This is a genomic window from Streptomyces sp. NPDC058663, assembly GCF_042716745.1.
In the GTDB taxonomy this organism is placed as follows: Bacteria; Actinomycetota; Actinomycetes; order Streptomycetales; family Streptomycetaceae; genus Streptomyces.
In genome coordinates this window covers 24860-48771 of record NZ_JBHXRV010000022.1, presented here as the reverse complement: position 1 = coordinate 48771, position 23912 = coordinate 24860, and the positions used below count along the sequence as shown (strand labels likewise).

At 71.8% G+C, this 23912-nt stretch carries 22 protein-coding genes; 11 read left to right on the top strand and 11 right to left on the bottom strand.

The window, feature by feature from the left end:
• The first annotated feature begins 1 nt into the window (after position 1).
• From ACFWVV_RS17965 to ACFWVV_RS17940, 6 genes are all read left to right on the top strand, one after another.
• Positions 2 to 934: a hypothetical protein gene (locus ACFWVV_RS17965; protein WP_384351706.1), complete on the top strand. Its 933-nt coding sequence runs from the start codon at positions 2 to 4 to the stop codon at positions 932 to 934.
• A 45-nt stretch (positions 935 to 979) separates the two neighbouring features.
• Complete coding sequence (locus ACFWVV_RS17960; RefSeq protein ID WP_384351704.1) at positions 980 to 2218, top strand: cytochrome P450; 1239 nt, start codon at positions 980 to 982, stop codon at positions 2216 to 2218.
• Positions 2219 to 2294: 76 nt separating this feature from the next.
• Positions 2295 to 3443 (top strand): MerR family transcriptional regulator, encoded by a 1149-nt coding sequence (locus ACFWVV_RS17955; protein WP_384351701.1) that lies wholly within the window; start codon positions 2295 to 2297, stop codon positions 3441 to 3443.
• Between the two features lie 59 nt (positions 3444 to 3502).
• Positions 3503 to 4171, top strand: a complete 669-nt coding sequence (locus ACFWVV_RS17950) for a hypothetical protein (RefSeq protein ID WP_384351699.1) — start codon at positions 3503 to 3505, stop codon at positions 4169 to 4171.
• 288 nt (positions 4172 to 4459) lie between these two features.
• Positions 4460 to 5464, top strand: coding sequence for a TIGR03842 family LLM class F420-dependent oxidoreductase (locus ACFWVV_RS17945; RefSeq protein WP_384351909.1), 1005 nt, complete (start codon positions 4460 to 4462; stop codon positions 5462 to 5464).
• 105 nt (positions 5465 to 5569) lie between these two features.
• The gene (locus ACFWVV_RS17940) at positions 5570 to 7087 is read left to right on the top strand and encodes an NCS1 family nucleobase:cation symporter-1 (protein ID WP_384351696.1); all 1518 of its coding nucleotides are present in this window, start codon (positions 5570 to 5572) and stop codon (positions 7085 to 7087) included.
• Here ACFWVV_RS17940 and ACFWVV_RS17935 read toward each other — a convergent pair.
• Positions 7065 to 8048 (bottom strand): carboxymuconolactone decarboxylase family protein, encoded by a 984-nt coding sequence (locus ACFWVV_RS17935; protein WP_384351694.1) that lies wholly within the window; start codon positions 8046 to 8048, stop codon positions 7065 to 7067. The genes ACFWVV_RS17940 and ACFWVV_RS17935 overlap by 23 nt on opposite strands.
• Before the next feature lie 301 nt (positions 8049 to 8349).
• Between ACFWVV_RS17935 and ACFWVV_RS17930 the strand changes: the two genes are divergently transcribed.
• Together ACFWVV_RS17930 and ACFWVV_RS17925 are read left to right on the top strand one after the other, a co-directional pair.
• The gene (locus ACFWVV_RS17930) at positions 8350 to 9465 is read left to right on the top strand and encodes a sensor histidine kinase (RefSeq protein ID WP_384351906.1); all 1116 of its coding nucleotides are present in this window, start codon (positions 8350 to 8352) and stop codon (positions 9463 to 9465) included.
• Positions 9462 to 10127, top strand: coding sequence for a response regulator (locus ACFWVV_RS17925; protein WP_384351690.1), 666 nt, complete (start codon positions 9462 to 9464; stop codon positions 10125 to 10127). Before ACFWVV_RS17930 ends, ACFWVV_RS17925 begins: the two co-directional genes overlap by 4 nt.
• Positions 10128 to 10241: 114 nt before the next feature.
• Here the strand turns inward: ACFWVV_RS17925 and ACFWVV_RS17920 are convergent, their stop codons facing one another.
• Positions 10242 to 11660, bottom strand: coding sequence for a phytoene desaturase family protein (locus ACFWVV_RS17920; RefSeq protein ID WP_384351687.1), 1419 nt, complete (start codon positions 11658 to 11660; stop codon positions 10242 to 10244).
• A gap of 128 nt (positions 11661 to 11788) precedes the next feature.
• Complete coding sequence (locus tag ACFWVV_RS17915; RefSeq protein WP_384351684.1) at positions 11789 to 12847, bottom strand: biotin/lipoate A/B protein ligase family protein; 1059 nt, start codon at positions 12845 to 12847, stop codon at positions 11789 to 11791.
• Positions 12848 to 12990: 143 nt separating this feature from the next.
• Here ACFWVV_RS17915 and ACFWVV_RS17910 point away from each other — a divergent pair, with 143 nt between their 5' ends.
• Positions 12991 to 13614, top strand: coding sequence for an isochorismatase family protein (locus ACFWVV_RS17910; protein WP_384351682.1), 624 nt, complete (start codon positions 12991 to 12993; stop codon positions 13612 to 13614).
• Between the two features lie 187 nt (positions 13615 to 13801).
• Positions 13802 to 14617 carry an inositol monophosphatase family protein gene (locus tag ACFWVV_RS17905; RefSeq protein ID WP_384351679.1) on the top strand — a complete coding sequence of 272 codons (816 nt, stop codon included), beginning with the start codon at positions 13802 to 13804 and terminating at the stop codon, positions 14615 to 14617.
• Positions 14618 to 14725: 108 nt separating this feature from the next.
• Here the strand turns inward: ACFWVV_RS17905 and ACFWVV_RS17900 are convergent, their stop codons facing one another.
• The 6 genes from ACFWVV_RS17900 to ACFWVV_RS17875 form a co-directional block, all read right to left on the bottom strand.
• Positions 14726 to 15589 carry an aminoglycoside phosphotransferase family protein gene (locus ACFWVV_RS17900; protein WP_384351676.1) on the bottom strand — a complete coding sequence of 288 codons (864 nt, stop codon included), beginning with the start codon at positions 15587 to 15589 and terminating at the stop codon, positions 14726 to 14728.
• Positions 15590 to 15702: 113 nt separating this feature from the next.
• Complete coding sequence (locus tag ACFWVV_RS17895) at positions 15703 to 16224, bottom strand: methylated-DNA--[protein]-cysteine S-methyltransferase (protein ID WP_384351674.1); 522 nt, start codon at positions 16222 to 16224, stop codon at positions 15703 to 15705.
• A 13-nt stretch (positions 16225 to 16237) separates the two neighbouring features.
• Complete coding sequence (locus tag ACFWVV_RS17890; RefSeq protein WP_384351903.1) at positions 16238 to 17707, bottom strand: AlkA N-terminal domain-containing protein; 1470 nt, start codon at positions 17705 to 17707, stop codon at positions 16238 to 16240.
• A 101-nt stretch (positions 17708 to 17808) separates the two neighbouring features.
• Positions 17809 to 18339, bottom strand: coding sequence for an O-acetyl-ADP-ribose deacetylase (locus ACFWVV_RS17885; protein WP_384351671.1), 531 nt, complete (start codon positions 18337 to 18339; stop codon positions 17809 to 17811).
• Positions 18336 to 19052 carry an NAD-dependent deacetylase gene (locus tag ACFWVV_RS17880; RefSeq protein ID WP_384351668.1) on the bottom strand — a complete coding sequence of 239 codons (717 nt, stop codon included), beginning with the start codon at positions 19050 to 19052 and terminating at the stop codon, positions 18336 to 18338. Before ACFWVV_RS17880 ends, ACFWVV_RS17885 begins: the two co-directional genes overlap by 4 nt.
• Positions 19053 to 19156: 104 nt before the next feature.
• Positions 19157 to 20140: an ArsR family transcriptional regulator gene (locus ACFWVV_RS17875; RefSeq protein ID WP_384351665.1), complete on the bottom strand. Its 984-nt coding sequence runs from the start codon at positions 20138 to 20140 to the stop codon at positions 19157 to 19159.
• Between the two features lie 116 nt (positions 20141 to 20256).
• Between ACFWVV_RS17875 and ACFWVV_RS17870 the strand changes: the two genes are divergently transcribed.
• A complete protein-coding gene (locus tag ACFWVV_RS17870; protein ID WP_384351662.1) occupies positions 20257 to 21495 on the top strand; it encodes an MFS transporter in 1239 nt (412 codons plus the stop codon).
• Between the two features lie 107 nt (positions 21496 to 21602).
• On the opposite strand, the gene ACFWVV_RS17865 is transcribed toward ACFWVV_RS17870, so the two are convergent.
• Both ACFWVV_RS17865 and ACFWVV_RS17860 read right to left on the bottom strand, forming a co-directional pair.
• Complete coding sequence (locus tag ACFWVV_RS17865) at positions 21603 to 22100, bottom strand: NUDIX domain-containing protein (RefSeq protein ID WP_384351659.1); 498 nt, start codon at positions 22098 to 22100, stop codon at positions 21603 to 21605.
• 105 nt (positions 22101 to 22205) lie between these two features.
• On the bottom strand, positions 22206 to 23906 hold the full coding sequence (locus ACFWVV_RS17860; RefSeq protein ID WP_384351656.1) for a BCCT family transporter: 1701 nt from the start codon (positions 23904 to 23906) through the stop codon (positions 22206 to 22208).
• Positions 23907 to 23912: the final 6 nt, after the last annotated feature.

Sequence of the window (23912 nt, the reverse complement as noted above, 5' to 3'; positions counted from 1 at the left end):
CATGTCCGCCTACCCCGAACTCAGGGAACTCATCGCCGGCTCCATGTCCGAGGAGCCCTCGGAAATACGGAAGATGCGCACGGGAACCCTCCCCGACCTACCCGGTTCGTACGACCAGTACTTCACCGCCTGGGACTTCTCGAACAGTGTGGTCCGCGACTATTCGATGAACCTCTACCAGTTGGTGAAACTGGCGGCGGACGAGAGCGTTCCGGTCGAGAACGTACTGACGGTGTGGCGCACGCTCGACCCCATATACAGCAGCTTTCTCGGCTACAACGGATTCCCGAAACTGGCCGAGTACGCGGAGAAGATCGGACAGCCGGTCGAGGACCGGCGCGCACTGCTGGACAGGCTCTCCACTTTCACCGAGTACGTGAACCGCCTGACGGCCTGGTCGCACCACTACTTCCCGTGGCACGTGGGCGAGCACTACCGCTACGACACGGACGACGTCGCGAAACGGCCGGAGTACAGGCCCGCCCCGGTGGACACCGAGGACGACCCGCTGCTGCGCGTCCCCGTCAAGCTCACCTGGCAGCCGCTGGGGGTGGAGGTCCGCGCCGAGATCGCCTGTGACCTCAACGAGGAACTCTGCGCGGACTTCCTCAAGTCCCTGCCGTTCACGGTGTTGCAGGACCACGCGGTCGTCAGCGGCGAGTCGATGTACGCCTGGGCGCCGCTGGTGAGCCTGGCGCCGACGCCGGTGCGCGAACGCATCTGCGACGCGCCCATCGGCAGGCTGAGGTTCAGCCAGGCGACGGGCAACAAGCTCGTCGTCCAGTACGGGCCGACCTCCGAAACGCTCAGCAACGCCGTGCTGGGCAAGGTGATCGAAAGCCACACCGACCGGCTTCCCGAGGTGGGCAAGGCGGTATGGGAAAGCACTTTCCGCACCAAGGAGCTCATCTGGCTCACGGTCGAACTCCTGTAGAAAAATCCGGCGACAGGGTGTGCGGCACGTCAGAAGGGGTGGGGCATGACCAGCAATCCGAGCATTCCGAGCAATCCGGGAAATCCAAGGACACCGGCCGATCCGGTCAACCCGGGCAAGCCGACCAGGGATCTCCTCTTTCCCGAGCTGGGTGATTCGATCGAGTCACGCATCTCCTGGTTCCAGCACATGCAGAAGAACGAGCCGTTGCGCTTCCGGCCCGAATACAACCTCTGGGAGGTGTTCCGGTACGAGGACGTGCAACACGTCCTCAAGAATCCGGACATCTTCTCCGTGACCAGCAAAACCCATATGGGACTGCCGTTCTCCTTCGGCAGGGCCGACATACCGGAGCACCGTTTCCTGCGCGGCTTCGTGGGCCGTTCCTTCGTACCGGGAAACATCGAGCGCCAAGCGCCGGAATTCACGGCGATGGTCGACTCGCTGCTGGAGCCCGCCCTGCGTACCGGCGGCATGGAAATGCTCGGCGAGTTCTGCTATCCGCTCATGGAACGCGTCGTCGCGGACATGTTCGGCCTGCGGATACCGGGCGTGGGCCGCTTCCGGGAATGGTCGGACCAGATGTTCGGCCAGCTGATCGGGGTGCGCTCTCCCGACCACGCCGACGTGGTGCAGATGTTCAGGGAACAGCTCGAAGCGCGCAAGCACACCCCGGGCGACGACCTGATGAGCGCACTGCTCGCCGAGCGGGGCAAGGACGACCGGCTGGCCGAGGAAAAGATCATCCACATGTGCCTGGACCTGGCGACGGCAGGCAACGCCCCGCTGTCCCTCATGCTGGGCTACGCCTTCGCGCGCTTCTGCCGGGACCCGGAGTTCTTCCAGACCCTGCGGAAGGACCCCTCGCTCATTCCCGGAGCCATCGAGGAGATCCTGCGCTACGACTTCTCGTGGTTCAACCTGTGGCGTGCGGCCCGGCACGACACCGTGCTGGGCGGTCACGAGATCGAGGCCGGTCAGCACGTCGTGGTCTGGGACTCGTCGGCCAACTTCGACGAGAGCCACTTCCCGCAGGCCGAACGGTTCGACATCAGGCGCTCCCCGAACCCCCACCTGACCTTCGGGCAGGGCATGTACATCTGTCTCGGGCTGCCCCTGGTACGGGTGCTGGGACGCATCGTGCTGGAGCGGATCGTCACCTCCTTCTCCGACATCCGCTTCGACGCGGAGAAACCCCTGACGTCCCTGGACCGGATGAAGGACTACCTGGTCTCGCTGGACGTCGTCCTGACACCGGCGCAAGCGAAAGCCACCGCCTTGTGACGACTGCCTCGTGACGGGAGGTTCGTGCGGTCGGCTGTTTGACCTTCAAGCCGCTTGAAAGCCGACAATCGGCCGCATGGACGACAGAAACGACCCCGACGCCCTGATGGGCATCGGCGCCTTCGCCCGCAGAGTGGGGCTCGCACCCAGTGCGCTGCGGTTCTACGACGACTGCGACGTGCTGCGTCCCGCCCGCGTGGACGAGGTGACGGGCTACCGGTACTACGCCCCCGGCCAGGAAACCCGGGCGGTCACGGTCCGGCGGCTGCGGGAGGCCGGGCTGCCGCTCACCGAGGCGTCGGCCGTACTCGACGGCCCTCGCGAGGAGGCGCGGGCCGTGCTGGAGGCGCACGCCAGGAAGGCGCGGGAGGCCGCGGACTCCGCGCGGTCGGTGATCGAGGACATCCTCGGCGGGCTGCCGGGAGAAAACGGAACGCCGCGGGCGGTGGTAAGGCTCGGCGGGGCGGAACTGGCCAGCGCGGTGCGCCAGGTCGCACCAGCTGCCGCGGGCGCTGCCGCACGCGAGGAGTTCCCCGTACTGGGCCACGTACTCCTCGAATGCGAACACCACGAAGTGCGCCTGGTGGCCACCGACCGCTACCGGCTCGCGGTCCGCGCTCTGCGGCCCGCGGACTTCCGGGGTGTCGCGTGCCACGCGCTGCTGAACGTCCGCGGACTGAGCGCTCTCGCCTCCTGGGCGGTCCGGCAGCCCGAACTCTCCGTCGAAATCGGTGAGAAGGAGGTCCTGCTGCACGGGGACGGAAGCACGCGGCAGCTGCGCAGCGCCGCAGGACCTTTCCCCGACTACCGCCTGATGCTGGACAACCTGCCCGCCGCCCGGCACCGGGTCATCGCGGACCGTACGGCACTCGTGGCCGCACTGGTGGAGGCGGCCGGGGAGGGGCCCGGGGAGAGTGCCCCAGCGGCCGCAGGCAGCGCGGCCACTACCGGCGGCCCCGTCTCACTGCGCACCGACCAGCGACAACTCTGGGTCGACGGCGGTGCGTTGTCGGTGGCTCTGCCGACAGCCATCTGCACCGGGCCGCCCGTCACCCTCGCCTTCGACCCGGCCGTACTCCTCCCGGCGCTCGACGCCGGAGTGGGGCCGGACGTGCTGCTGGAGATCTCCGCACCCCACCGGCCCGTGGTCGTGCGCTCCGCCGACCAGGGCAGCTTCACCACTCTGGTGATGCCGGTCCGGCAGGACGCGCCCGCCGAGCGATGAGCTCGCCCCGCCGGTACATCCGCACCCGCCCCGCCCCTCCGGACCTGAAGGATGCCCCCATGGACCCCCACCACCCCGTCGTCCAGCTCTGCTCGCACGGCATGCGGGCCGAGGCCGAAGGGCGGGACGACGACGCCCGCGGTCTCTTCCAGCAGGCCTGGGACCGGGCGGAGGACGACTACACGGCCTGCATCGCCGCGCACTACCTCGCGCGCCACCAGCCCACCCCGGAGGCGACCCTGCACTGGAACCAGGAGTGCCTGACCCGCGCGGACCTGGTCGGTGACGCCCGCGTCAGCGGCTTCTACCCGTCCCTGCACCTCAACATGGCCAAGGTGTACGGCGACCTGGGCTCGCCGGACCGGGCGCGCGAGCACTACGCGTCGGCAGCCGCCCACGCGGACGCGCTGCCGCAGGGACCGTACGGCGACGGGATACGGATGGCGATCGCCGAGGGGCTGCGCACCGCCGACGGGACGGGAGGGCCGCGTTACGGCGCCGACGGCATCCTCGCGGATCTCCTCCGGAACCTGTGCGCACGCGGCGACCTCAAGGCACTCGCGCTGATCCTGCCCGCCCACCTCACCGACCTCGGCACCGAGGAGGACCGGGCCAGGCTGGTCACCGCCCTGCACATGGTGCACGCGGGCCGATGGCTGCCGGACGACGAGCAGACGGCCCTGGGCTCCGCCATCGGCGAGCTGACCGTCACCGCCGGCACCGCCTGACGGGGCCAGCGACCCGGCCCCGTGCCCCGTCGCCGGCGACAGGTGGACGCGCGTCGACCGCTTGCTGCCGGGCCCTTGCCAAGGCCCGGTGGCGGGTCCACGATTGATCCCTTCCCGGCCCGCCCGGGAGCTGTCCCAAGGCCGCCCGCGGGTCTCGTCCGGCGGGGTTCGGCGCGGCCCGGAAGTGGAAGGAACCAGCGGACCGGAACGCATCGCACCGTGCGTGTGTCTACTCCCGACCCACCCGCGCGGCGCGTACCTGAACCAGGAGGCACCCCCTTCATGCCGATGGACTTCGGACTCGTACTGCAAACCGATCCGCCCGCGTCCGAGGTCGTCGGCCTGATGCGCCGCGCCGAACGCAACGGCTTCCGCTACGGCTGGACCTTCGACTCCGCCGTGCTGTGGCAGGAGCCGTTCGTCATCTACAGCCGCATCCTGGAGCACACCGAACGGCTCATTGTCGGCCCCATGGTCACCAACCCGGGCACCCGCACCTGGGAGGTCACCGCCTCCACCTTCGCCACCCTCAACGACATGTACGGCAACCGCACCGTCTGCGGCATCGGCCGCGGTGACTCCGCCATGCGGGTGGCCGGCCGCAAACCCAACACCCTGGCCCGGCTCGGTGAGGCCATGGAGGTCATCCGGGACCTCGCCGAGGGCCGGGAGGCCGAGGTCGGCGGGCAGCCGCTGCGGATCCCCTGGGTGCGGGACGGGAAACTGCCGGTGTGGATGGCGGCGTACGGGCCCCGGGCACTCGCCCTCGCCGGGGCGAAGGCCGACGGATTCATCCTCCAGCTCGCGGACCCGTTCCTGACGGAGTGGATGATCAGGGCGGTGCGCGACGCCGCCACCGAAGCGGGCCGCGACCCGGCGGACGTCAAGATCTGCGTGGCCGCCCCGGCGTACGTCGGTGACGACCTCGCGCACGCCCGCGACCAGTGCCGGTGGTTCGGCGGAATGGTCGGCAACCACGTCGCGGACCTGGTCGCCAAGTACGGTGCCGACTCCGGCTTCGTACCCGCGGAACTCACCTCGTACATCGAGGCGCGGCAGGGGTACGACTACGCGCACCACGGGCGGTCGGGGAACCCGGACGCCGACTTCGTACCGGACGACATCGTGGACAGGTTCTGCCTGCTGGGGCCCGTCGAGGCACACATCGAGAAGCTGCGCGCACTGCGGAAGCTGGGCGTGGACCAGTTCGCCGTCTACAACATGCACGACGCGCGGGAGACGACCATCGACGCGTACGGAAGTGCGGTCATCCCGGCCCTGGCCGACGCGTGACCACCCCTCCCGCAGGGCCGCCCGACCACTACCCGCCTGGCCGCCTGACCACCCCGAGGCATTCGAATTTCTGAACTCCCTTACCCCGACGAAGGGTTCAGCCGCATGACCGCGACCGCTCCAGGAAGCCCCCTCTTCGATGCCGCACCCGACGGCCGTGTCGAGCTGGCACCCGGGGCGGTCCCGGCCGACCCGCGCTTCGTGAACGACGACCTGCTCCCGGTACCGGTGGCCCGCCGCCGCTGGACCACGTACAACTTCGCTGCCCTGTGGGTCGGCATGGCGCACAACATCCCCTCCTGGCTGCTGGCCTCGGGGCTGGTCGCACTCGGGATGGACTGGGTCCAGGCCGTCGTCACCATCGCCCTGGCGAACCTCATCGTGCTGGCCCCGATGCTGCTCACAGGACACGCCGGACCCAAGTACGGGATTCCGTTTCCCGTGCTGGTCAGGGCGTCGTTCGGGCTGCGCGGGGCGAACCTGCCGGCGCTGATCCGGGCGGCGGTGGCATGCGCGTGGTTCGGCATCCAGACCTGGATCGGCGGCCAGGGCATCTTCGTCCTGCTGGGAAAGATCTTCGGCGGATGGGCGGAGGCGTCGAGGATCGGCGGGCAGCCGTGGACGCTGTGGCTGTGCTTCGTCATCTTCTGGGCGGTCGAACTGGCCATCATCTACCGGGGGATGGAGACGCTGCGGCGGTTCGAGAACTGGGCGGCCCCGTTCGTCATCGTCGGGGCCCTGGTGCTGCTGGCGTGGATCACCGTCAAGGCGGGCGGGGTCGGCCCGCTGCTCGACCAGCCCTCGAAGCTGGGCTGGGGTGCGGACTTCTGGCCCGTCTTCTTCCCCTCCCTGATGGGAATGATCGCCTTCTGGTCCACGCTGAGCCTGAACATCCCGGACTTCACCCGCTTCGCTGCCGGTCAACGCGCCCAGGTCTGGGGGCAGTCGCTGGGCCTGCCGACCACCATGACGCTCTTCGCGCTGCTCTCGGTCTTCGTCACCTCCGGCTCCCAGGCGGTCTACGGCGCGCCGGTCTGGGACCCGGTGGCGCTCGCCGCGAAGACCGACAACGTCTTCGGGCTGCTCTTCGCGCTGGTGACCGTGCTCGTCGCCACGATCTCGGTGAACCTCGCGGCGAACGTCGTCTCCCCCGCCTACGACCTCGCGAACCTGGCCCCCAAGCTGATCAACTTCCGGACGGGCGCCCTGATCACCGGAGTTGTCGGCGTACTGATCATGCCGTGGAAGCTCACGGAGACACCCGAGCTGTACATCTTCACCTGGCTGGGGGTGGTGGGCGGACTGCTCGGCACGGTTGCCGGGATCCTGATCGCCGACTACTGGATCGTCCGCCGTACGGTGCTGGAACTCGCCGACCTGTACCGGCCCGAGGGGCGCTACTGGTACACGGGCGGCTGGAATCTGCGAGCGGTCGCGGCCTTCGTCGTGGGCGGCGTGCTCGCGGTCGGCGGGTCCCACTCCGCCCCGGGGAAGGGGCCCTTCCCCGAGGACGGACTCATCCCGCTCCTGAGGCCGCTCGCGGACTACGGGTGGGCGGTGGGACTGGCGGCCTCGCTGCTGCTGTACGCGGCACTGATGGTCAAGCGGGGCTCCCGGCACTGATCAGGCGGGCGGCCTGGCGCTCCGTGGCGGCCATGGCGCCGTACGCGACGAGGTGCACCAGACAGTGCTCGCTGTACGGCGGCACCAGCCATGCCTGTACGTCCGCCTCCGTGAGGTGGTGCGGGGCCAGCGCGGCGAGCAGGGCGATGCGCGCACCGGGGCGGTCCGCGCGTGCGGGCAGCCAGGATGCGTCAGGGGCCGGCTGGGCAAGTCCGTCCCAGGCTTCGACGGTCTTGGCGACGTATGCCACGTCGTCGTCCGCCAGGAGTCCCGCGCCCAGTGCGGCGGCTTCGCGCAGGCCCGCGTAGGCGATCGCGACGGCGGAGCCGGGGACGGCCCAGGGCGGAGCCTCGCCCTCGGTGCGCAGCAGGGCCAGGCTCTCCCCGGGCACGGGTTCGCTCCTGAGGGTGGCGGAGAGGTGCCGGCCCGGTGCAGTGGCCAGGAGCCGGCTGCGGCGGTCGGCGCCGTCGAGCGGCGGGCGGGTCAGGAGCGTGTCGGCGATGCGGTTCATGAAGTGGAAGGCGAGCGCGGTGCCGATGAACTCCTCCGCGTGGGCGGCGGGGAACGGCTGCTCGGTTCCGATGTCCCTGCCCCAGCCCAGGAGCCCGGCCTGGTACGGGTCTTGGGGAGCCAGGCCCTCGCCGATGCGCGTCGCGAGGCGGGATTCGCCGCCGGCGTGCAGGAGGAAGAGGTGGGCGTTGACGCAGAAATGGCAGCCGTTGGCGAGGGAGGTTCCGGTGGCGACGAGTTCCTTGTCGGTGCGCGAGACCTCTCCGCAGATCAGGGCTTCGCGCGCCAAGGCCCAGAAGCCGGTGAGGAGTTGCGGTGAGGGGGAGAGGACCGCGAAGGTGGGCGGATTCGGGACGCCGAAGTCGGCGAGCACCTGTGCGTAGACGTCGGCAGTCGTCCCGGTGGCGGACTCGGGCGACTCGGGCGAGGTGAAGCGAAAGGGTCCGGTCATGGGGACGATGCTCGCTGCAGGCGGGGCGGCGGGGCATCGTACGGGCGGAGTCTCTTCGGCCTGCGCCGGCCAACCCGGGTGCGAGGCGGGCTACTTCGCCGGGAGTAGCGGGAACTTCCCCATCGGGGAGGAGGCGGGGCGGCGAGACGGGGGAGAGGCTGGGGTGCCGGGGATTCCGGGTGTGGTGGCTGCTGTGAGCGTGAGGGGGTCGCCCGTGGTGCGGTTGTTCTCCCGCCCCGCCCGGCGAAGAGCCGGGGCCCGCCCCGCCCGGCGAGGGGTCGGGGCAGCGGGGCGCCATGCCCTGCTCGATCTCCTCCTCGCGGTCGTCATCTGCGGTGCCGTGCTCCTCGCCTCGCTCACCGGGCCCGGGCTCGACCCCCTCGGCGGGCTGCTCGTCGTCTGCGGCTCGCTCGTGCTCGCGGTGCACCGCTGGGCACCCCTGCCGGTCCTGGCCGTCTCGGCGGTGTGCATGCTCGGATACGTCGTGCACGCCCAGCCGGGCACCTCGGCCGCCTTCCCCGTCGTGGCCGGGGTGCACGCGGTCACCCGGCAGGGGCACCGGGCGGGGGCCGTGGTGGTGGGCGTGCTGTTCCTGGTGGGGTTCTTCCTCGCCGAACCTTCGGGCGGCGGGCTGGAACGGACCCTGCTGCTGCACGGCTGGTTCATCTGTGCCGGGATCACCGGACTCGTCGAGAAGAACTGGCAGGCGTACCTGCGGCAGACCGAGCAGCGGGCCGCCGAGGCCGAGCGCACCCGTGAGGAGGCGGCGCTGCGCAGGGCCGGCGAGGAACGCCTGCGGATCGCCCGCGAACTGCACGACTCGCTGACCCACAGCATCTCGATCGTCAAGCTTCAGGCCGGGGTCGCGGTCCATCTGGCCCGCAAGCGCGGTGAGGACGTACCGGCGGCGCTGATCGCCATCCAGGAGGCGAGCGGGGAGGCGATGCGCGAGCTGCGGGCCACCCTCGAGGTGCTGCGGACCGATGTCGTCCCGCCGGGAACCGGCCTCGACCGGCTCCCCGAGCTGATCGAACGGGCCCGTGCGGCGGGGCTGGCCGTAACGGTGACCCGCACCGGGGAGGAGCAGGAGCTGCCCGGTGCGGTCGACCGGGCCGCGTACCGGATCGTGCAGGAGGCGCTGACCAATGTGGCCCGGCATGCGGGGAGGGCCAAGGCGGACGTCCAATTCAACTGTGCGGCGGACGTGTTGACCGTACGGGTCGAGAACGACGGGGACGAGCGCGCCGCCGCGCCGCCGCCTCCGGGGACCGGGCTGACCGGGATGCGGGAACGGGTCGCCGCGCTGGGCGGGGAGCTGGACGCCGGGCCGCGCGAGGGCGGAGGGTTCGTCGTGCAGGCGCAACTCCCCCTGACGGCAGGGATATTCGAACCGAGTGGTGCAAGGGGGAGCGAGTGATCCGCGTGCTGATCGTCGACGACCAGGCGCTGATGCGGGCCGGGTTCAGGGCACTGCTGGCAGCGGAGGACGACATCGAGGTGGTGGGGGAGGCGGCCAACGGGCGCGAAGGAGTCGAACTGGTCCGCAGACTCGTGCCGGACGTCGCACTCGTCGATGTGCAGATGCCGGTCATGACGGGCATCGCGGCGACCCGTGAGATCGCCGCCGACCCCGCCCTCGCCGCCACCCACGTGGTCATCCTGACCAACTACGGCCTGGACGAGTACGTCTTTGACGCCCTGCGCGCGGGGGCGGCCGGATTTCTGCTCAAGGACACCGAACCGGACGAACTGCTCCAGGCGATCCGGATCGCTGCCAGGGGTGACGCACTGCTCTCCCCCTCGGTGACCCGGCGGCTGATCACCGAGTTCGTTTCGCGCCCGCCGGACCGGCACACCGCCCCGGGATTCGAGAGCCTGACGCGGCGGGAGGGCGAAGTCACCGGGCTGGTGGCGCGCGGCCTGACCAACGAGGAGATCGCCACCCACATGGGCATCAGCCCGCTGACCGCGAAGACCCATGTGAGCCGGGCGATGGTGAAACTCGGCGCCCGGGACAGGGCCCAACTGGTCGTCTTCGCCTACGAGTCGGGACTGGTCACACCCGGGCCGGCCGCCTGACGCGGTCTCCCGTGCGGCACTTTCCCCGGGGCGGTCGGCCGTGCCATGCCCTGCTCCTGACGCGGTCGGCCGCGCCGCGCCCCTCACCTGACGTGGTCGGCCGCGCCGTGTCCCTCACCTGACGCCGTCGGTCTCCCGGAGCCTTCGCCAGACCGCCTTCGCCGCGTTGTGGCCCGACATTCCGTGCACCCCCGGCCCCGGCGGAGTGGCCGACGAGCACAGGAAGACGGCGGGGTGCGGGGTGCTGTACGGGAACAGCGACAGCTTCGGGCGCAGCAGCACCTGAAGGCCGGAGAAAGCGCCGCACGCGATGTCGCCGCCCACGTAGTTCGCGTTGCGGGCCATAAGCTCGCGCGGGCCCGCCGTGGCGCGCGCCAGTACCCGGTCGCGGAAGCCGGGCGCGAAACGCTCGATCTGCCGCTCGATCGCCTCCGTGAGATCGCCCTGCCAGTTGTGCGGGACGTGCCCGTACGCCCAGAAGACCTGCTTGCCCTCCGGCGCCCGGGACGGGTCGGCGAGGCTCGGCTGCGCGGCGATCAGGAAGGGGGCCTCGGGGGCCGTCCCCGTGGACACCTGGTGCAGCGCCCTGCCGATCTCGCCCTTCGTCGGGCCTAGCTGTACCGTCCCCGCCCTGCGGGCCTCGTCGGCGGTCCACGGCACGGGTCCGTCCAGCGCATAGTCGATCTTGAAGACGGAGGCGCCGTAGCGGTAGTTTCCGTACGCGTTGCCCAGGCCGGCGATCCGGGCCAGAGCGGTGGGAGAGGTGTCGAAGACGTACGCGCGGGCCGGCGGCAGGTCGTCGAGCCGCTTCACCTCGTACCCGGTGTGCACGACTCCGCCCAGGTCGCGCAGGTAGCCGGTCAGCGCGTCCGGGATGGACTGGGAACCCCCGCGCGGGGCGGGCCAGCCGTTGGCGTGCGCGGCCAGCGCGAACATCAGACCGACCGCACCCGTGGCGACCCCGCTCAGCGGCGCGATCACATGCGCCACCAGGCCCGCGAACAGGGCCTTCGCCTTCTCGTCGCGGAACCGCCGCATCAGCCAGGTCGACGGCGGCAGCCCGGTGAGACCGAACCTGCCCAGCGTCACCGGGTGGCGCGGCAGCGCGGTCAGCGGCAACGACATGAAGTCCCGGGAGAGCGTGTCCCACCTCCCGAGGTACGGGGCGACCAGCCGGCGGTACGCACCCGCGTCCCGCGTACCGAACGACGCGGCCGTCTCCGCGACCGACCGGGACAGCACGGCCGCCGTGCCGTCGTCCCACGGGTGCGCCATCGGCAGCTCGGGGTGCAGCCACTGGAGCCCGTACCGCTCCAGCGGCAGGTCGCGGAACGCGGGCGAGCCGATGCCCAGCGGATGCACCGCCGAACACGGGTCGTGCAGGAAGCCCGGCAGGGTGAGCTCCTCGGTCCGGGCCCCGCCGCCCACGGTCTCCTTCGCCTCGAAGACCTCCACGGAGAAGCCGCGGCGGGCCAGCTCGACGGCTGCGGTCAGTCCGTTGGGACCCGCCCCCACGACCACTGCATCCAGCATCGGCGACACCTTGGACTCCTTACGCCACTTCGCACCAGGGATCCCAGAGTATTCCCGTGCCCGGGCGACCCCCGAGGCGGTGGGGCCCCGGCGGGTGCGCAGAGGCCCGCTCCCCGTCCCCCGGCTGCCTACGGCACCCGCGCCGTCCACTCCGGGGTGCCGAACTTCGACGCGGCGAGTTCCCGTGCCCGGGCCATCTCCCCGTCGCCGACCCTGCCCGTCTCCAGCCCGTACCGGCCCCGGAACGAGGCGATCATCCGCTCGATGACCGCCTCCCGCGCCAGACCCGTCTGGCGGCGCAGCGGATCGACGCGCTTCTTCGCGCTCCTGGTGCCCTTGTCGGAGAGCTTCTCGCCGCCGATGCGCAGGACGTCCGTCATCTTGTCGGCGTCGATGTCGTACGCCATCGTCACGTGGTGCAGCACCGCGCCGCCCGCATCGCCGACCATGCGCTTCTGGGCGGCGCCCGCGATCTTGCCGGCGTCGGTGGCGATGTCGTTCAGCGGCTGGTACCAGGCCTTCACGCCCATGTCGCCGAGCGCGCCGAGCACCCAGTCGTCCAGGTAGGCGTAGCTGTCGGCGAAGGAGAGGCCCTGGACCAGAGCGGCCGGGACGGAGAGCGAGTACGTGATCGTGTTGCCCGGCTCGATGAACATCGCGCCGCCGCCACTGATCCGGCGCACCACCTGGATGCCGTGCCGCTCGGCGGCGGCCGGGTCGACCTCGTTGCGCAGGGACTGGAAGCTGCCGATCACGACGGCCGGCGCACCCCACTCCCAGACGCGCAGAGTGGGCGGCCTGCGGTCGGCCGCGACCTCGGCGGTGATGACCTCGTCGAGCGCCATGTGCAGGGCGGGGGACTGCGGGGAGTCGTGGACGAGCTGCCAGTCGTAGTCCGTCCAGTCCGTGGCGTGCGCCAGGGCGCGGCGGACGGCGACGGCGATCCCGTCGGACGTGAGGCCGAACATGACGGTGCCCTCGGGGAGGGCCGCGTCGATCCGGGCGGCGAGCCCGGCGGCCTCGGTGTCGGCGGAGGCACCATCGAGCGCCCGGTTGATGGCGAGGATCGCCTCGTCGGGTTCGAGGAAGAAGTCGCCCGCCACCCTCACATTGCGCAGTGCGCCGTCCGCGACGTCCAGGTCGACGACGACGAGCTTGCCGCCGGGGACCTTGTATTCACCGTGCACCGTGCTGCCTCCGTGTTGCTGACCGTGTGTGAGCGTTGCTGACCATTTGATCGCCGATTGCCCGACTCGTCCGAGAATCGGCTGCGACGAGGGACAACGCAAATCCCGGGACGTGCATTCCGGCAGTGGCGCATCATGGCCCGATGACCACCCCTGCCGCCGCCCCCGCGCCCGCCGCTCCTGCCCTGCTCCTGGTCGACCTGATGCCCCGCGTCCTCGGCCTCCCGCTCGCTCCGTACGACGGCGACCTGGTGCTCCGGCGCTGCCGCGCGCTGGCCGCCTGCTTCCGTGCCAGGGGGCTGCCCGTGGTGCAGATACGGGTGGACCGGCCGGGTGTCGACCAGCAGCCACCCGGCAGCGGCTTCGCCGAAGGCCTGGTGGCGCCGGGGGACGTGGAGATCGTCAAGCAGACGCTGGGCGCGTTCCACGGGACTTCGCTGCACGAGGAACTCGGCCTGCGGGGCGTGCGCACGGTGGTGCTCGCCGGAGTGGTGACCACCATGGGGGTGGAGTCCACCGCGCGGGCCGCACTCGACCTCGGCTACGACGTGGAATTCGTGGCCGACGCCATGTCCGGCTTCGCCGCCGACGAGCACGACCTCACCGTGCAGCGGATCTTCCCGCGGCTCGGTGAGGTGCGGAACGCCGCCGCGTACGGCGCGCTCCCTGCCGGGCCCGCCGGGCCCGCCCACAGCCGTACCGCCGGGCCCGCCCACAGCCGTACCGCCGGGCCCGCCGACTCCCGTACCGCCGAAGTCTCCGGCTGAGGAAGGGCACGCACATGTTCACCACACGGCCCACTCTCCGGGGCACCTTCGGCATGGTGTCCAGCACGCACTGGCTCGCCGCAATGCAGGGGTACGCGGTCGGGCGATGACAGCGAGGCGGCCTCGGGGCGCGGTGCCCGACGCTGTTCGATGGCCTGTTGTCACAGGGGCGTGCTTTGCTGGAGACATGATCGAGAACACGCTTGTCGCCCAGGTCGAGGCAGCTGTGCGCAAGGCCGCCGCCGACGAGATCATGCCGCGCTTCCGGCAACTGGCCAGCCACGAGGTGCTGGAGAAGAACGGCCCGCACGACCTCGTCACGGTCGCCGACCGGGGGGCCGAGGAACACCTCACCGCCGCGCTCACGGCACTGCTGCCCGGCTCCGTCGTCGTCGGCGAGGAGGCGGTGCACGCGGACCCCTCCCGTTACGGGGCGATACGGGGCGACGCGCCGGTGTGGATCGTCGACCCGGTCGACGGGACCAGGGAGTTCGTCCGCGGCGACCCGGGGTTCTGCACGCTGGTGGCGCTGGTGCACGGGGGTGTCGTACAGGCGTCCTGGACGTTCGCCGCAGCCAGGGAGGAGATGGCGGTGGCGGTACGAGGACGGGGCGCGCACCTCGACGGGGAGCGGCTGCGGGCGGGGACGCCGGAGCCGGGCGCGCCGCTGCGGATCGCGATGTCGCATCCGGACTACACGACGGGCGAGCAGAAGCGTGCGCTGCTCGGCCTGCGCGCCGAAGGGGTGGAGGCGCGGCCGTGCGGGTCGGCGGGGCTGGAGTACCTGGCGGTCGCCAAGGGCGAGTTGGACGCGGTGGCCTTCAGCTGGGAACTGGCCTGGGACCACGCCGCGGGGCTGCTGCTGGTGGAGGAGGCGGGGGGTACGGATCTGACGCTGACGGGGGAGCGGTACCGGATCGTCGGTGACAACGCACTGCCGTTCACGGCGGCCAGGGACGCGAGGACGGCGGGAGCGGTGCGGGGGCTGTTGACAGCCAAGTGAACATGCCGGGCCCCGTTCTGGAGGGTGGTGCGCGGCACGCCCGGCCTCGGAGGGGGACGCGCCGCATGAGGCCTGCGCTTCTTCGTGGCCTGCGCCCCTCCGGGCCGGTTAGGCTCCCCCGGCCAGTAGCCCCGCCAGGACGTGCCGGGCCTTCTCGCCCATGCTGATGTTCTCCGTGCGGTACGCCCTGAGCTCGTTCAGGGCGATGGAGAGCGCCCAGCCGCGCCCCCGCTCCCATGCCGCCGCGTCCGCCCCGGTCGCCGCGCGGAAAGCCTCGCGTGCGGGCGGGGTCAGCAGGTACCAGGCCGCGATGAGGTCGACCGCGCGGTCACCGAGGCCCGCGCAGCCGAAGTCGATGACGCCGCTCAGCCTGCCGTCGGCGACCAGGACGTTCCCCGGCTGGAGGTCGGCGTGGATCCACACCGGCGGGCCCGCCGGACCAGGAACGCGCAGCGCCCTTTCCCACACCCGCAGCGCCGCGTCCGCGTCGACCTCCCGCGCGAGGTCCGCGACGGCCTCGCGGGTGGACGCGTCCCGGTCGACGAGGCTCTCGCTGCGGTAGGAGGGCGGGCCGCCCGCCGGGTCGACGGCGTGCAGCGCGGTCGTGAAGGCGGCCAGATCCTCCGCCAGCTCCTCGCCGCCGCCGACCACCTCCGGATGGGCGCCGTCGAGCCAGCGGTAGACACCCCAGGGAAGCGGGAAAGCGGGTTCCGGTTCGCCGCTCGCCACAGGTGCCGGAATCGCAACCGGCAGGCCGGGCGCGAGCCTCGGCAGCCAGTGACGCTCCATCCGGATGTCCTCGGCCGCACCTTCGTGGCGCGGGAGCCGCACCACCAGGTCCCGGCCCAGCCGGAACATCGCGTTCGCGGTGCTCTCCGCACCTGCCGCGATGACCGGGAGTCCGGCCCACTGCGGGAACTGGTCGCGGACAAGCTCCCGTACCAGAGTCACCGAGGTCTCAAGAGTCGTCATGCGTGCCTTCCGTGTGAGAGCGGGGAGAGTGTAGGAGCAGGGAGCAGGGAGCAGGGAGCAGGGAGCAGGGGGAGCAGGCGGGGGCGGCGCTCACCGTAGCTCCCCGGCAGCACTCAGAACAGCAGGTTTTCCCCGCGCTCCCCGCTCTGCGCACGCACCCCGCCCTCCAGCGCCAGCAGCGCCCGCTTGCGGTCGAGACCGCCGCCGTACCCCGTCAGGCTGCCGCCCGAGCCGATCACCCGGTGGCAGGGGACCACGATGCTGATCGGGTTCTTGCCGTTGGCGAGCCCGACCGCGCGGGACGCACCCGCCTTGCCCAGCTGCGCCGCGAGCTGCCCGTACGACCGGGTCTCGCCGTAGGGAATGGTCAGCAGCTGCTCCCAGACGGACCGCTGGAAGGGGGTGCCGGCCAGATGGAGGGGAAGGGTGAACTCCGTCAACTCGCCCTCGAAGTAGGCGTTCAACTGCTCGACGACCTGGGGGAACGGCCCGTCGTGCCGGTCGCCGAAGGTCTCCGGCGACGGCATGTGACGGTGGTTGACCATGTACACCGCGGACAGGACGCCGTCGGTCGCCACCAGGGTCAGCGGCTCGTACGGGCTGTCGATGACGGTGTGCTGCTTCAACGGGGACATACCGGTAACTCCTCTACTCGGGAAGGTGGTTGATGGGGTGGGAGTCGGTCGCCCACAGGTACTGCACGGCGTACGCCCGCCACGGCCGCCACCGGGCGGCCCGCGCGGTGAGCGCCGCAGGAGTGTGCGGCAGCCCCAGCCCTTGGGCCGCGCGCCGGATGCCGAGGTCCGACGGGAGGAAGGCGTCCGGATCGCCGAGGGCCCGCATCGCGATCACCTCCGTCGTCCACGGCCCGAAACCGGGCAGTGCCAGCAGCCGCGCCCTGGCCGCATCCCAGTCGCTGTCCAGATCGAGGGCCAGGGTGCCGTCCGCGAGCGCGCCGACCAGCGTCGTCAGCGTGGTGCGGCGGCTGCGCGGCAGGGCCAGCGCCTCGGGGTCCAGTGCGGCCAGCGCCGCGCTGGACGGGAAGAGGTGGGTCAGGCCGCCGCCCGCCGGATCCTCGACCGGCTCGCCGTGCGCCGTCACCAGCCGGGCCGCGTGCGTGCGGGCCGCCGCCGTCGACACCTGCTGGCCCAGGACCGCCCGTACGGCGAATTCGGCGGCGTCCACCGTCCGCGGCACCCGCCGCCCCGGCGCCCCGTCCACCAGTGGCGCGAGCAGCGGATCGGTGCGCAGCCGGTCGTCCACCGCCACCGGGTCGGCGTCCAGGTCCAGCAGCCAGCGGCACCTGCTGATCGCCTGGGTCAGGTCCCGCAGGTCCGTGAGGGAGAGCAGGCAGGCGATGTGGTCCGGCCGCGGGGTGAGCGTGGCGATGCCGTGCCCGTACGGCAGCCGCAGGGTGCGCCGGTAGGAGCCGTCCCGCCATTCCTCCACGCCCGGCACGCCGGTCGCGGTGAGGTGCCCGAACAGGTTCGAGGGCTCCAGCGGCGCCCGGAACGGCAGCCGCAGCGCGATCGCGCCAGGCGTCCGCGGCAGGTTCCGGCGGCCACGTGCCCGCAGTTCGGTCGGCGACAGGGCGAAGACCTCGCGCACCGTGTCGTTGAACGTACGGATCGAGGCGAAGCCGGCGGCGAACGCGATGTCCGCCATCGAAAGGCCGGTCGTCTCGATCAGCAACCGCGCCGTCTGCGCCCGCTGGGCCCGTGCCAGGGCGAGGGGCCCCGCCCCCAGTTCGGCGCGCAGCTGCCGCTCGATCTGCCGCGTCGAGTAGCCCAGCCGCCTCGCCAGTCCCGGCACGCCCTCCCGGTCCACCACCCCGTCCCGTACGAGACGCATGGCGCGGGCGACGACGTCGGCGCGGGCGTTCCATTCGGGCGACCCCGGACTGGTGTCGGGCCGGCACCGCTTGCAGGCCCGGAAGCCGGCCTGCTGACAGGCCGCGGCGCTCGGGTAGAACGACATGTTCTGCGGCTTGGGGGGTACGACCGGGCAGCTCGGACGGCAGTAGATACGGGTGGTGAGGACAGCGGTGAACACCCAGCCGTCGAACCGTGCGTCCTTGGACTGCACGGCCCGTACGCAGCGCTCGGTGTCGGTGTGCATGGCGGAAGGCATGACTCAAGAATGGGGCACGGGGGGTGCGGTCGCTGGCGGAAATCCGACACCGGCGTGCGGTGGCCTGGGATGCGCCGGGCGCCGGTCTGCTAGCTCCCCGCGCGCAGCGCCCGCTCGAAGTGCGCGTACGCCTCCGCGTCGAACAGTACGAAGCGCACCTCGGTCAGCGGTGGCCCCGCCGCCTCCCGGCACGCGGCCACCGCGATCCGGGCGCCGTCGTCCATCGGCCAGCCGTAGATCCCGGTGGAGATCGCAGGGAACGCGACCGTGCGCGCGCCCAGCTCCCTGGCGACCCGCAGCGACTCCCGGTAGCAGGAAGCGAGCAGGTCCGAGCGATCGGCACCCGGCCGGTACACCGGCCCCACCGTGTGGACGACGTGCCTGGCCGGCAGATTCCCGGCCGTGGTCGCCACCGCGTGTCCGGTCGGCAGGCCCTTGCCGTAGTGGGAGGCCCGCAGCCTGCGGCAGTCGGCGAGGATCGCGGGGCCGCCGCGGCGGTGGATCGCGCCGTCGACACCGCCCCCGCCGAGCAGGGAGGAATTGGCGGCGTTCACCACCACGTCGGCATCCTGCTCGGTGATGTCGCCCTGCACGAGGGTCAGTTCGACGTCGTAGGTCACAGCGACTCCAGCAGTGCGGGCAGCGAGCTGCCGATGGGTTCGCGGACCACCAGGTCCGCCCGGTCGTCGAACGGCGTCGGCTCGCCGTTCACGACGATCAGCCGCGCCCCGTTGTCCGCCGCCACCTCCGGCAGGCTCGCGGCGGGAAAGACCTGAAGGGAGGTACCCACGGCGATGAAGACCTCGCAGGCCTTGGCAATGCCCACCGCCTCGGCCAGCACGCCAGGGTTCAGCTGCTCGCCGAACAGCACGGTGGACGGCTTGAGTATGCCGCCGCACAGCTCGCACGGCGGGTCGCTTTCGCCCGCCTCGACCCGGGCCACCGCATCGGTCACCGGGCCGCGCGCCCCGCACTCCGTACAGGTCACCGACCTGGCACTGCCGTGCAGTTCGATCACCTTGCGGTCCGGCATTCCGGCCGCCTGGTGCAGCCCGTCGACGTTCTGCGTGATCACCCGCACCGCGACACCGGGCCGCCCGTCGAGCGCCGCGACGGCCCGGTGCGCCGCATTGGGCTCGGCGTTGCGCAGGACATCGGAGCGGCGCACCTGCCAGGCCCGGCGGCGGATCTCCGGATCGTTCATGTAGTGGCTGTACGTGGACAGCTTCTCGGCCTCGGGGTCGCGCACCCACACACCGTTCGGCCCCCGGTAGTCGGGGATGCCGGAGTCGGTGGAGATGCCGGCGCCGCTGAGGATCGCCACGAGTGTCATGCCGCGAGATTAGGGCCGGGCCACCGCTCGCGCGAACGGAATTCGCCGGTCAGGACCCGGACAGGCCTCGGCCACGCGCGGTGTCCTACCCGCCTCGGGCGGCGTCAACCGAGTTCGTCGTGCTGCGAGTCGACCAGTACGTCACCGGCCTCCGTCCGGTAGTAGAGCACCGACCTTCCTGCCCTTCGGCGGCGCACCAGGCGGGCGTCGAGGAGCACCTTCAGGTGGCGGCCCACAGAGCCCAGTGCGAGTCCGGTCAGGGCGACCAGCTGGGTGGTGCTCTTGGGGGAGGCGAGGAGACCGAGGAGGCGGGCCCTGGCCGGGCCGAGCAGGGCGCCCAGGGCGTTCAGGGCGGGCGGTCCGTCCGGTTCTGCCAGCGCGCCCGCACACGGGTAGACCACCGCGTACCGGTGCCGCCCCTCCCAGGCGACCCAGCTCGTCGGGAACGTGACCGGGACGAACAGCAGTTGCGCGCCGGAGATCTCGCGCGGCGGCAGGTCCCGCGTATTGATCTGGAGCCGGTCGCCGCCCAGCCAGCGCATTCCGGGACGCATACCGTCCAGCGCCGTCGCCCAGCCGCCCCGGCTCAACTGGGCGGTGCGCGCGACGATGTCCGCCTCCAGCACCCGGCGCCGGCGCGGCCACTGCGGCAGCACCGTCTCCTGCCACACCCACTCCAGCAGGTCGGCGGCGCGGTCCGCCAGGTCGGTGCGGTGCAGGGCGGCGGGCGGCGGACCGCCCAGGGCGAAGGCCAGGTCGTCCAGTACCGACCCCGCAGGGGTGGCACGCATCCGGTCCAGCTCCCGGGCGAAACTCCGCTCCTCGTCGGCGAGGGGGGCCGGGGTGATGAAATCGGCGTTCCAGGTGGGGCGGAAGGCGGACTCCAGGAGGAGCGCGGTCAGCGGGTCGCCGGCCAGCCGACGGCGGAAGGCGGGGAGGTGGGCGTCGAGCCAGGCGCGCTCGCCCGGGTGGGAGAGGGGGCCGTGCGGCGACAGCAGCATCTTGACGCACGAAATGGCCTCCGTGAGCGGCGAGATGACGAACCGTCCGCCCGCGAGGGTGTCGGCGTTGACCTGCCACCAGCCCATCCGCCCGCCACCCCTCCCCGGCCCCGGTGCCCGCGCCGCTCGGGGACCTTCCCGGGGCTTTCGCGTACGTGCGAAACAGTAACGCCGCCCCGGCCCGGCTGCCGAGACTCCTGCGCATGCGCACCTACCGCGAGTTGTTCCGGCAGCCGGAGTTCACCCCGCTCTTTCTCACCGTCTCCGTCAAGTCGGCGGCCCAGACCGTCACCGGCCTCGCCCTCGGCACCCTCGTCTACGCCAGGACGGGGTCACCGCTGCTGTCCTCCCTCGCGATGTTCGGCCCCTCCCTCGCCCAGCTGCTCGGCGCCACCACCCTGCTGTCCGCGGCGGACCGGCTGCCCCCGCGCGCCGCACTCACCGGCCTGGGACTGGTCTTCGGCGCGGCCACGGCGGTGCAGGCGGCCCCCGGACTGCCCGTGTGGGCCGTCTTCGCCGTCCTGCTGGGGCTGGGCGTCCTCGCCTCGCTCAACGGCGGCATCACGTACGGGCTCCTCAACGAGATCCTCGTACGCAAGGGCTTCCTGATCGGCCGCTCCGTGCTGAACATGGCCAACGGCACCATGCAGATCTGCGGGTTCGCCCTCGGCGGTCTCCTCATCCACGTACTCACCGCCCGCGGCACGCTTCTCGTCGGCGCGGGCCTCTACCTGGCCTCGGCCGCGTTCGCCCGCTTCGGCCTGACCCACCGGCCGCCGCGTGCCGCAGGACGCGCGTCCGTCGCCGAGACCTGGCGGACCAACGCCCTGCTCTGGTCGTCGAAGCCACGCCGCTACGTCTACCTCGCGCTGTGCGTGCCCAACGGCCTGATCGTCGGCTGCGAGTCCCTCTACGTGCCGTACGCACCGCAGCAGGCCGGACTCCTGTTCGCCTTCGCGGCGTGCGGAATGCTGATCGGGGACACGGTCGTCGGCCGCTTCGTGCCGGCCGCCTGGCGGGCCCGCGGCGGGCCGCTGCTGCGGCTGCTGCTCGCCGTCCCCTACCTGGTGTTCTTCCTGCACCCCGCATTGCCGTTCGCCCTGGCGACCGTGCTCGTCGCCTCCATCGGCTTCGCGGCGACCCTGCTGCTCCAGGAACGGCTGATGGCCCTGACCCCCGACGCGCTCAGCGGCCACGCACTGGGACTGCACACCTCGGGAATGCTCACGATGCAGGGGGTGGGCGCGGCCCTGGCCGGCGGTGTCGCCCAGTTCACGTCACCGGCGACGGCGATGACGCTGCTCGCGGCGGCCTCGGTCGTGGTGACCCTCGCGCTGGAACGGGGACTGCGCCCCGACCGCGCACCGGCCGACGCGACGACGGCCTGCGGGCAGGCCCCTCGCCCGGCCCCGGTCCGGGAGGACGGCACTCCCACGGGCTGACCGCACGGGCCCTCGCCCCGCGACCTGACCCGCACGGGCCCTCGCCCCGCGACCTGACCCGCATGGCCTGCGCCCCGCGACCTGCCCCGCCTGGCCTTCGCCCCCGTCTACCCGACCCGCCGCCCGTCCACCAGCTCCACCGCTCCCGCCCCGTCCGCCAGTGCCGCGAGCCCCGCCAGGATGCGGTCCCCCAGCGAGCCCCGTGCGTACGACTTCACCTCGTCCACCGGCACCAGCCGCCAGGACAGCAGTTCCTCCTCCTGCAACCGGATGGCCGCCAGCCGCTCCGCGTCGAGCACCCCGCCGTCGTACAGATAGGCGGCGATCGGAGGGCGGCCCTCGCCACGTGCCCAGTCGGCGACGAGCAGCCGGCCCAGCTCGACGTCCAGCCCGATCTCTTCGAGCGTCTCGCGGCGCGCCGCCTGCCGCGGCGTCTCCCCGCTGTCGGACTCGATCGTCCCACCGGGCAGCGCCCAGCCCTCGCGGTAGTTGGGCTCCACCAGCAGCACCCGCCCCTCGGCGTCACGGAAGAGGGCGGCCGCCGCGGCCAGCACCCGGGGGAGCGAGGCGATGTACGTGTCGTAGTCGGACGGTTCTTGGCTCATCCGCAAAGCCTAGGCCTCGCCCGGCCGTCCCCACTGCACCGCACCCCGGCCTCGGCCGTCCGTACGTCCCCCCGTGCCTTCGCCGTCCGTACGCCACCCCGGGCCTCAGTCGTCCGTACGGGACTTCGCCGCCCGCCGCAGCCGCGGGTGCCTGCGGTCCGGGCCCTGTTCGCTCATCGCGTCGCCGACCATCGCCCGTACCGCGTCCCGCAGCCCGTGCAGCGCGTGGTGACGGGCCGGACCCGCGCCCGGGTCCTCGCGCAGCTCCTTGATCAGCGCCCAGCACAGGCCGAGCATCACCAGGACGAAGGGCAGGGCCACCAGGATCGTCGCCGTCTGGAGGGAGTTGAGCCCGCCCGCGACCAGCAGCCCGGCCGCGACCGCCGCCATCAGCACGCCCCACAGCACCACCAGCCAGGTCGGCGGGTGCAGGGCGCCCCGGCTGGTCAGCGACCCCATCACCAGCGACGCCGAGTCGGCGCTCGTCACGAAGTACGTCATCACCAGCAGCATCGCGATGCACGCGGTGACCGTCCCGAGCGGAAGCGCCTCCAGCAGGGCGAACAGCGAGGCCTCCGCCCCCTCCTTCGCCGAGCTCGCCATGTCCGCCACCCCGGTCTGGTCGAGCCGGATCGCGGAGCCGCCCATCACGCAGAACCACACCACGGTCGCGCCGCTCGGCACCAGCAGCACACCGATCAGGAACTCGCGGATCGTGCGGCCCCGGGAGATCCGCGCGATGAACGTGCCGACGAACGGGGCCCAGGACAGCCACCACGCCCAGTAGAAGATCGTCCAGGTGCCCAGCCACTCACTGTCACCGAAGGCCCCGGTGCGGGTGGCCATGGGCAGCAGGTCGTTGAGGTAGCCGCCGACCGCCGCGGGGATCGCGTCCAGGATGAACACGGTCGGGCCGAGCACGAACACGAACAGCATCAGCAGCGCGGCCAGCACGATGTTCGACGTGCTGAGCCACTTCACGCCCTTGTGCAGACCGGAGAACGCGGACAGCACGAACGCGGCCGACAGCGAACCGATGATGATCAGCTCGACGGTCAGGCTGTCCTCGACGCCCGTGACGATGTTCAGGCCCTTGGACACCTGGAGGGCGCCCAGGCCGAGGCTGGTCGCCGTGCCGAAGACGGTCGCGAAGACGGCGAGCAGGTCGATGACCTTGCCCTGCCAGCCGTCTGCCCGCCGCTCGCCGAGCAGCGGTACGAAGGCGGAACTGAGCCGGTTGCCGCGCCCCTTGCGGAAGGTGGCGTACGCGAGGGCGAGCCCGGCGACGCCGTAGATCGCCCACGGGCCGAGCGTCCAGTGGAAGAAGGAGTACTCCAGGGCCGCGCGGGCGGCCTCCCCGGTCCCGGCCTTCGCACCGCTGCCCGGGGGCGGGGTGAAGTAGTGCTGGAGCGGTTCGCCCACCCCGTAGAACATCAGGCCGATGCCCATGCCGGCGCTGAACATCATCGCGATCCAGGCCAGGTTGGTGAACTCCGGCTCCGCGTCGTCCTTGCCCAGCCGGATTCTGCCGAACCGGCTCAGTGCGATGAACAGGCACATCACCAGGAAGACGTCGGCCGCGACGACGAAGAGCCAGGCGAAGTTGTCCAGGACCCAGGCGAGCGCCGATGACGAGACGCTGTCGAACGAGTCCTGACCCACGAAGGCCCAGACGACGACGGCGGCCACCGCGAGCACACCGACGCCGATGACCGTGTGGTCGGGCGTGCCGTCCTCGTGGGGGTCGCCCGCAGTGGTGCCCGGTGCGGTCGGCGACGGGGGCGGATCAAGGGATTCCGTACTCATGGCGGA

Coding starts and splice junctions, on each gene's coding strand:
- ACFWVV_RS17860 (WP_384351656.1), bottom strand. CDS start 23,906: ATGAGTACGGAATCCCTTGATCCGCCCCCGTCGCCGACCGCACCGGGC.
- ACFWVV_RS17870 (WP_384351662.1), top strand. CDS start 20,257: ATGCGCACCTACCGCGAGTTGTTCCGGCAGCCGGAGTTCACCCCGCTC.
- ACFWVV_RS17965 (WP_384351706.1), top strand. CDS start 2: ATGTCCGCCTACCCCGAACTCAGGGAACTCATCGCCGGCTCCATGTCC.
- ACFWVV_RS17880 (WP_384351668.1), bottom strand. CDS start 19,052: ATGACACTCGTGGCGATCCTCAGCGGCGCCGGCATCTCCACCGACTCC.
- ACFWVV_RS17950 (WP_384351699.1), top strand. CDS start 3,503: ATGGACCCCCACCACCCCGTCGTCCAGCTCTGCTCGCACGGCATGCGG.
- ACFWVV_RS17905 (WP_384351679.1), top strand. CDS start 13,802: ATGATCGAGAACACGCTTGTCGCCCAGGTCGAGGCAGCTGTGCGCAAG.
- ACFWVV_RS17920 (WP_384351687.1), bottom strand. CDS start 11,660: ATGCTGGATGCAGTGGTCGTGGGGGCGGGTCCCAACGGACTGACCGCA.
- ACFWVV_RS17865 (WP_384351659.1), bottom strand. CDS start 22,100: ATGAGCCAAGAACCGTCCGACTACGACACGTACATCGCCTCGCTCCCC.
- ACFWVV_RS17960 (WP_384351704.1), top strand. CDS start 980: ATGACCAGCAATCCGAGCATTCCGAGCAATCCGGGAAATCCAAGGACA.
- ACFWVV_RS17940 (WP_384351696.1), top strand. CDS start 5,570: ATGACCGCGACCGCTCCAGGAAGCCCCCTCTTCGATGCCGCACCCGAC.
- ACFWVV_RS17955 (WP_384351701.1), top strand. CDS start 2,295: ATGGACGACAGAAACGACCCCGACGCCCTGATGGGCATCGGCGCCTTC.
- ACFWVV_RS17890 (WP_384351903.1), bottom strand. CDS start 17,707: ATGCACACCGACACCGAGCGCTGCGTACGGGCCGTGCAGTCCAAGGAC.
- ACFWVV_RS17895 (WP_384351674.1), bottom strand. CDS start 16,224: ATGTCCCCGTTGAAGCAGCACACCGTCATCGACAGCCCGTACGAGCCG.
- ACFWVV_RS17900 (WP_384351676.1), bottom strand. CDS start 15,589: ATGACGACTCTTGAGACCTCGGTGACTCTGGTACGGGAGCTTGTCCGC.
- ACFWVV_RS17910 (WP_384351682.1), top strand. CDS start 12,991: ATGACCACCCCTGCCGCCGCCCCCGCGCCCGCCGCTCCTGCCCTGCTC.
- ACFWVV_RS17935 (WP_384351694.1), bottom strand. CDS start 8,048: ATGACCGGACCCTTTCGCTTCACCTCGCCCGAGTCGCCCGAGTCCGCC.
- ACFWVV_RS17875 (WP_384351665.1), bottom strand. CDS start 20,140: ATGGGCTGGTGGCAGGTCAACGCCGACACCCTCGCGGGCGGACGGTTC.
- ACFWVV_RS17945 (WP_384351909.1), top strand. CDS start 4,460: ATGGACTTCGGACTCGTACTGCAAACCGATCCGCCCGCGTCCGAGGTC.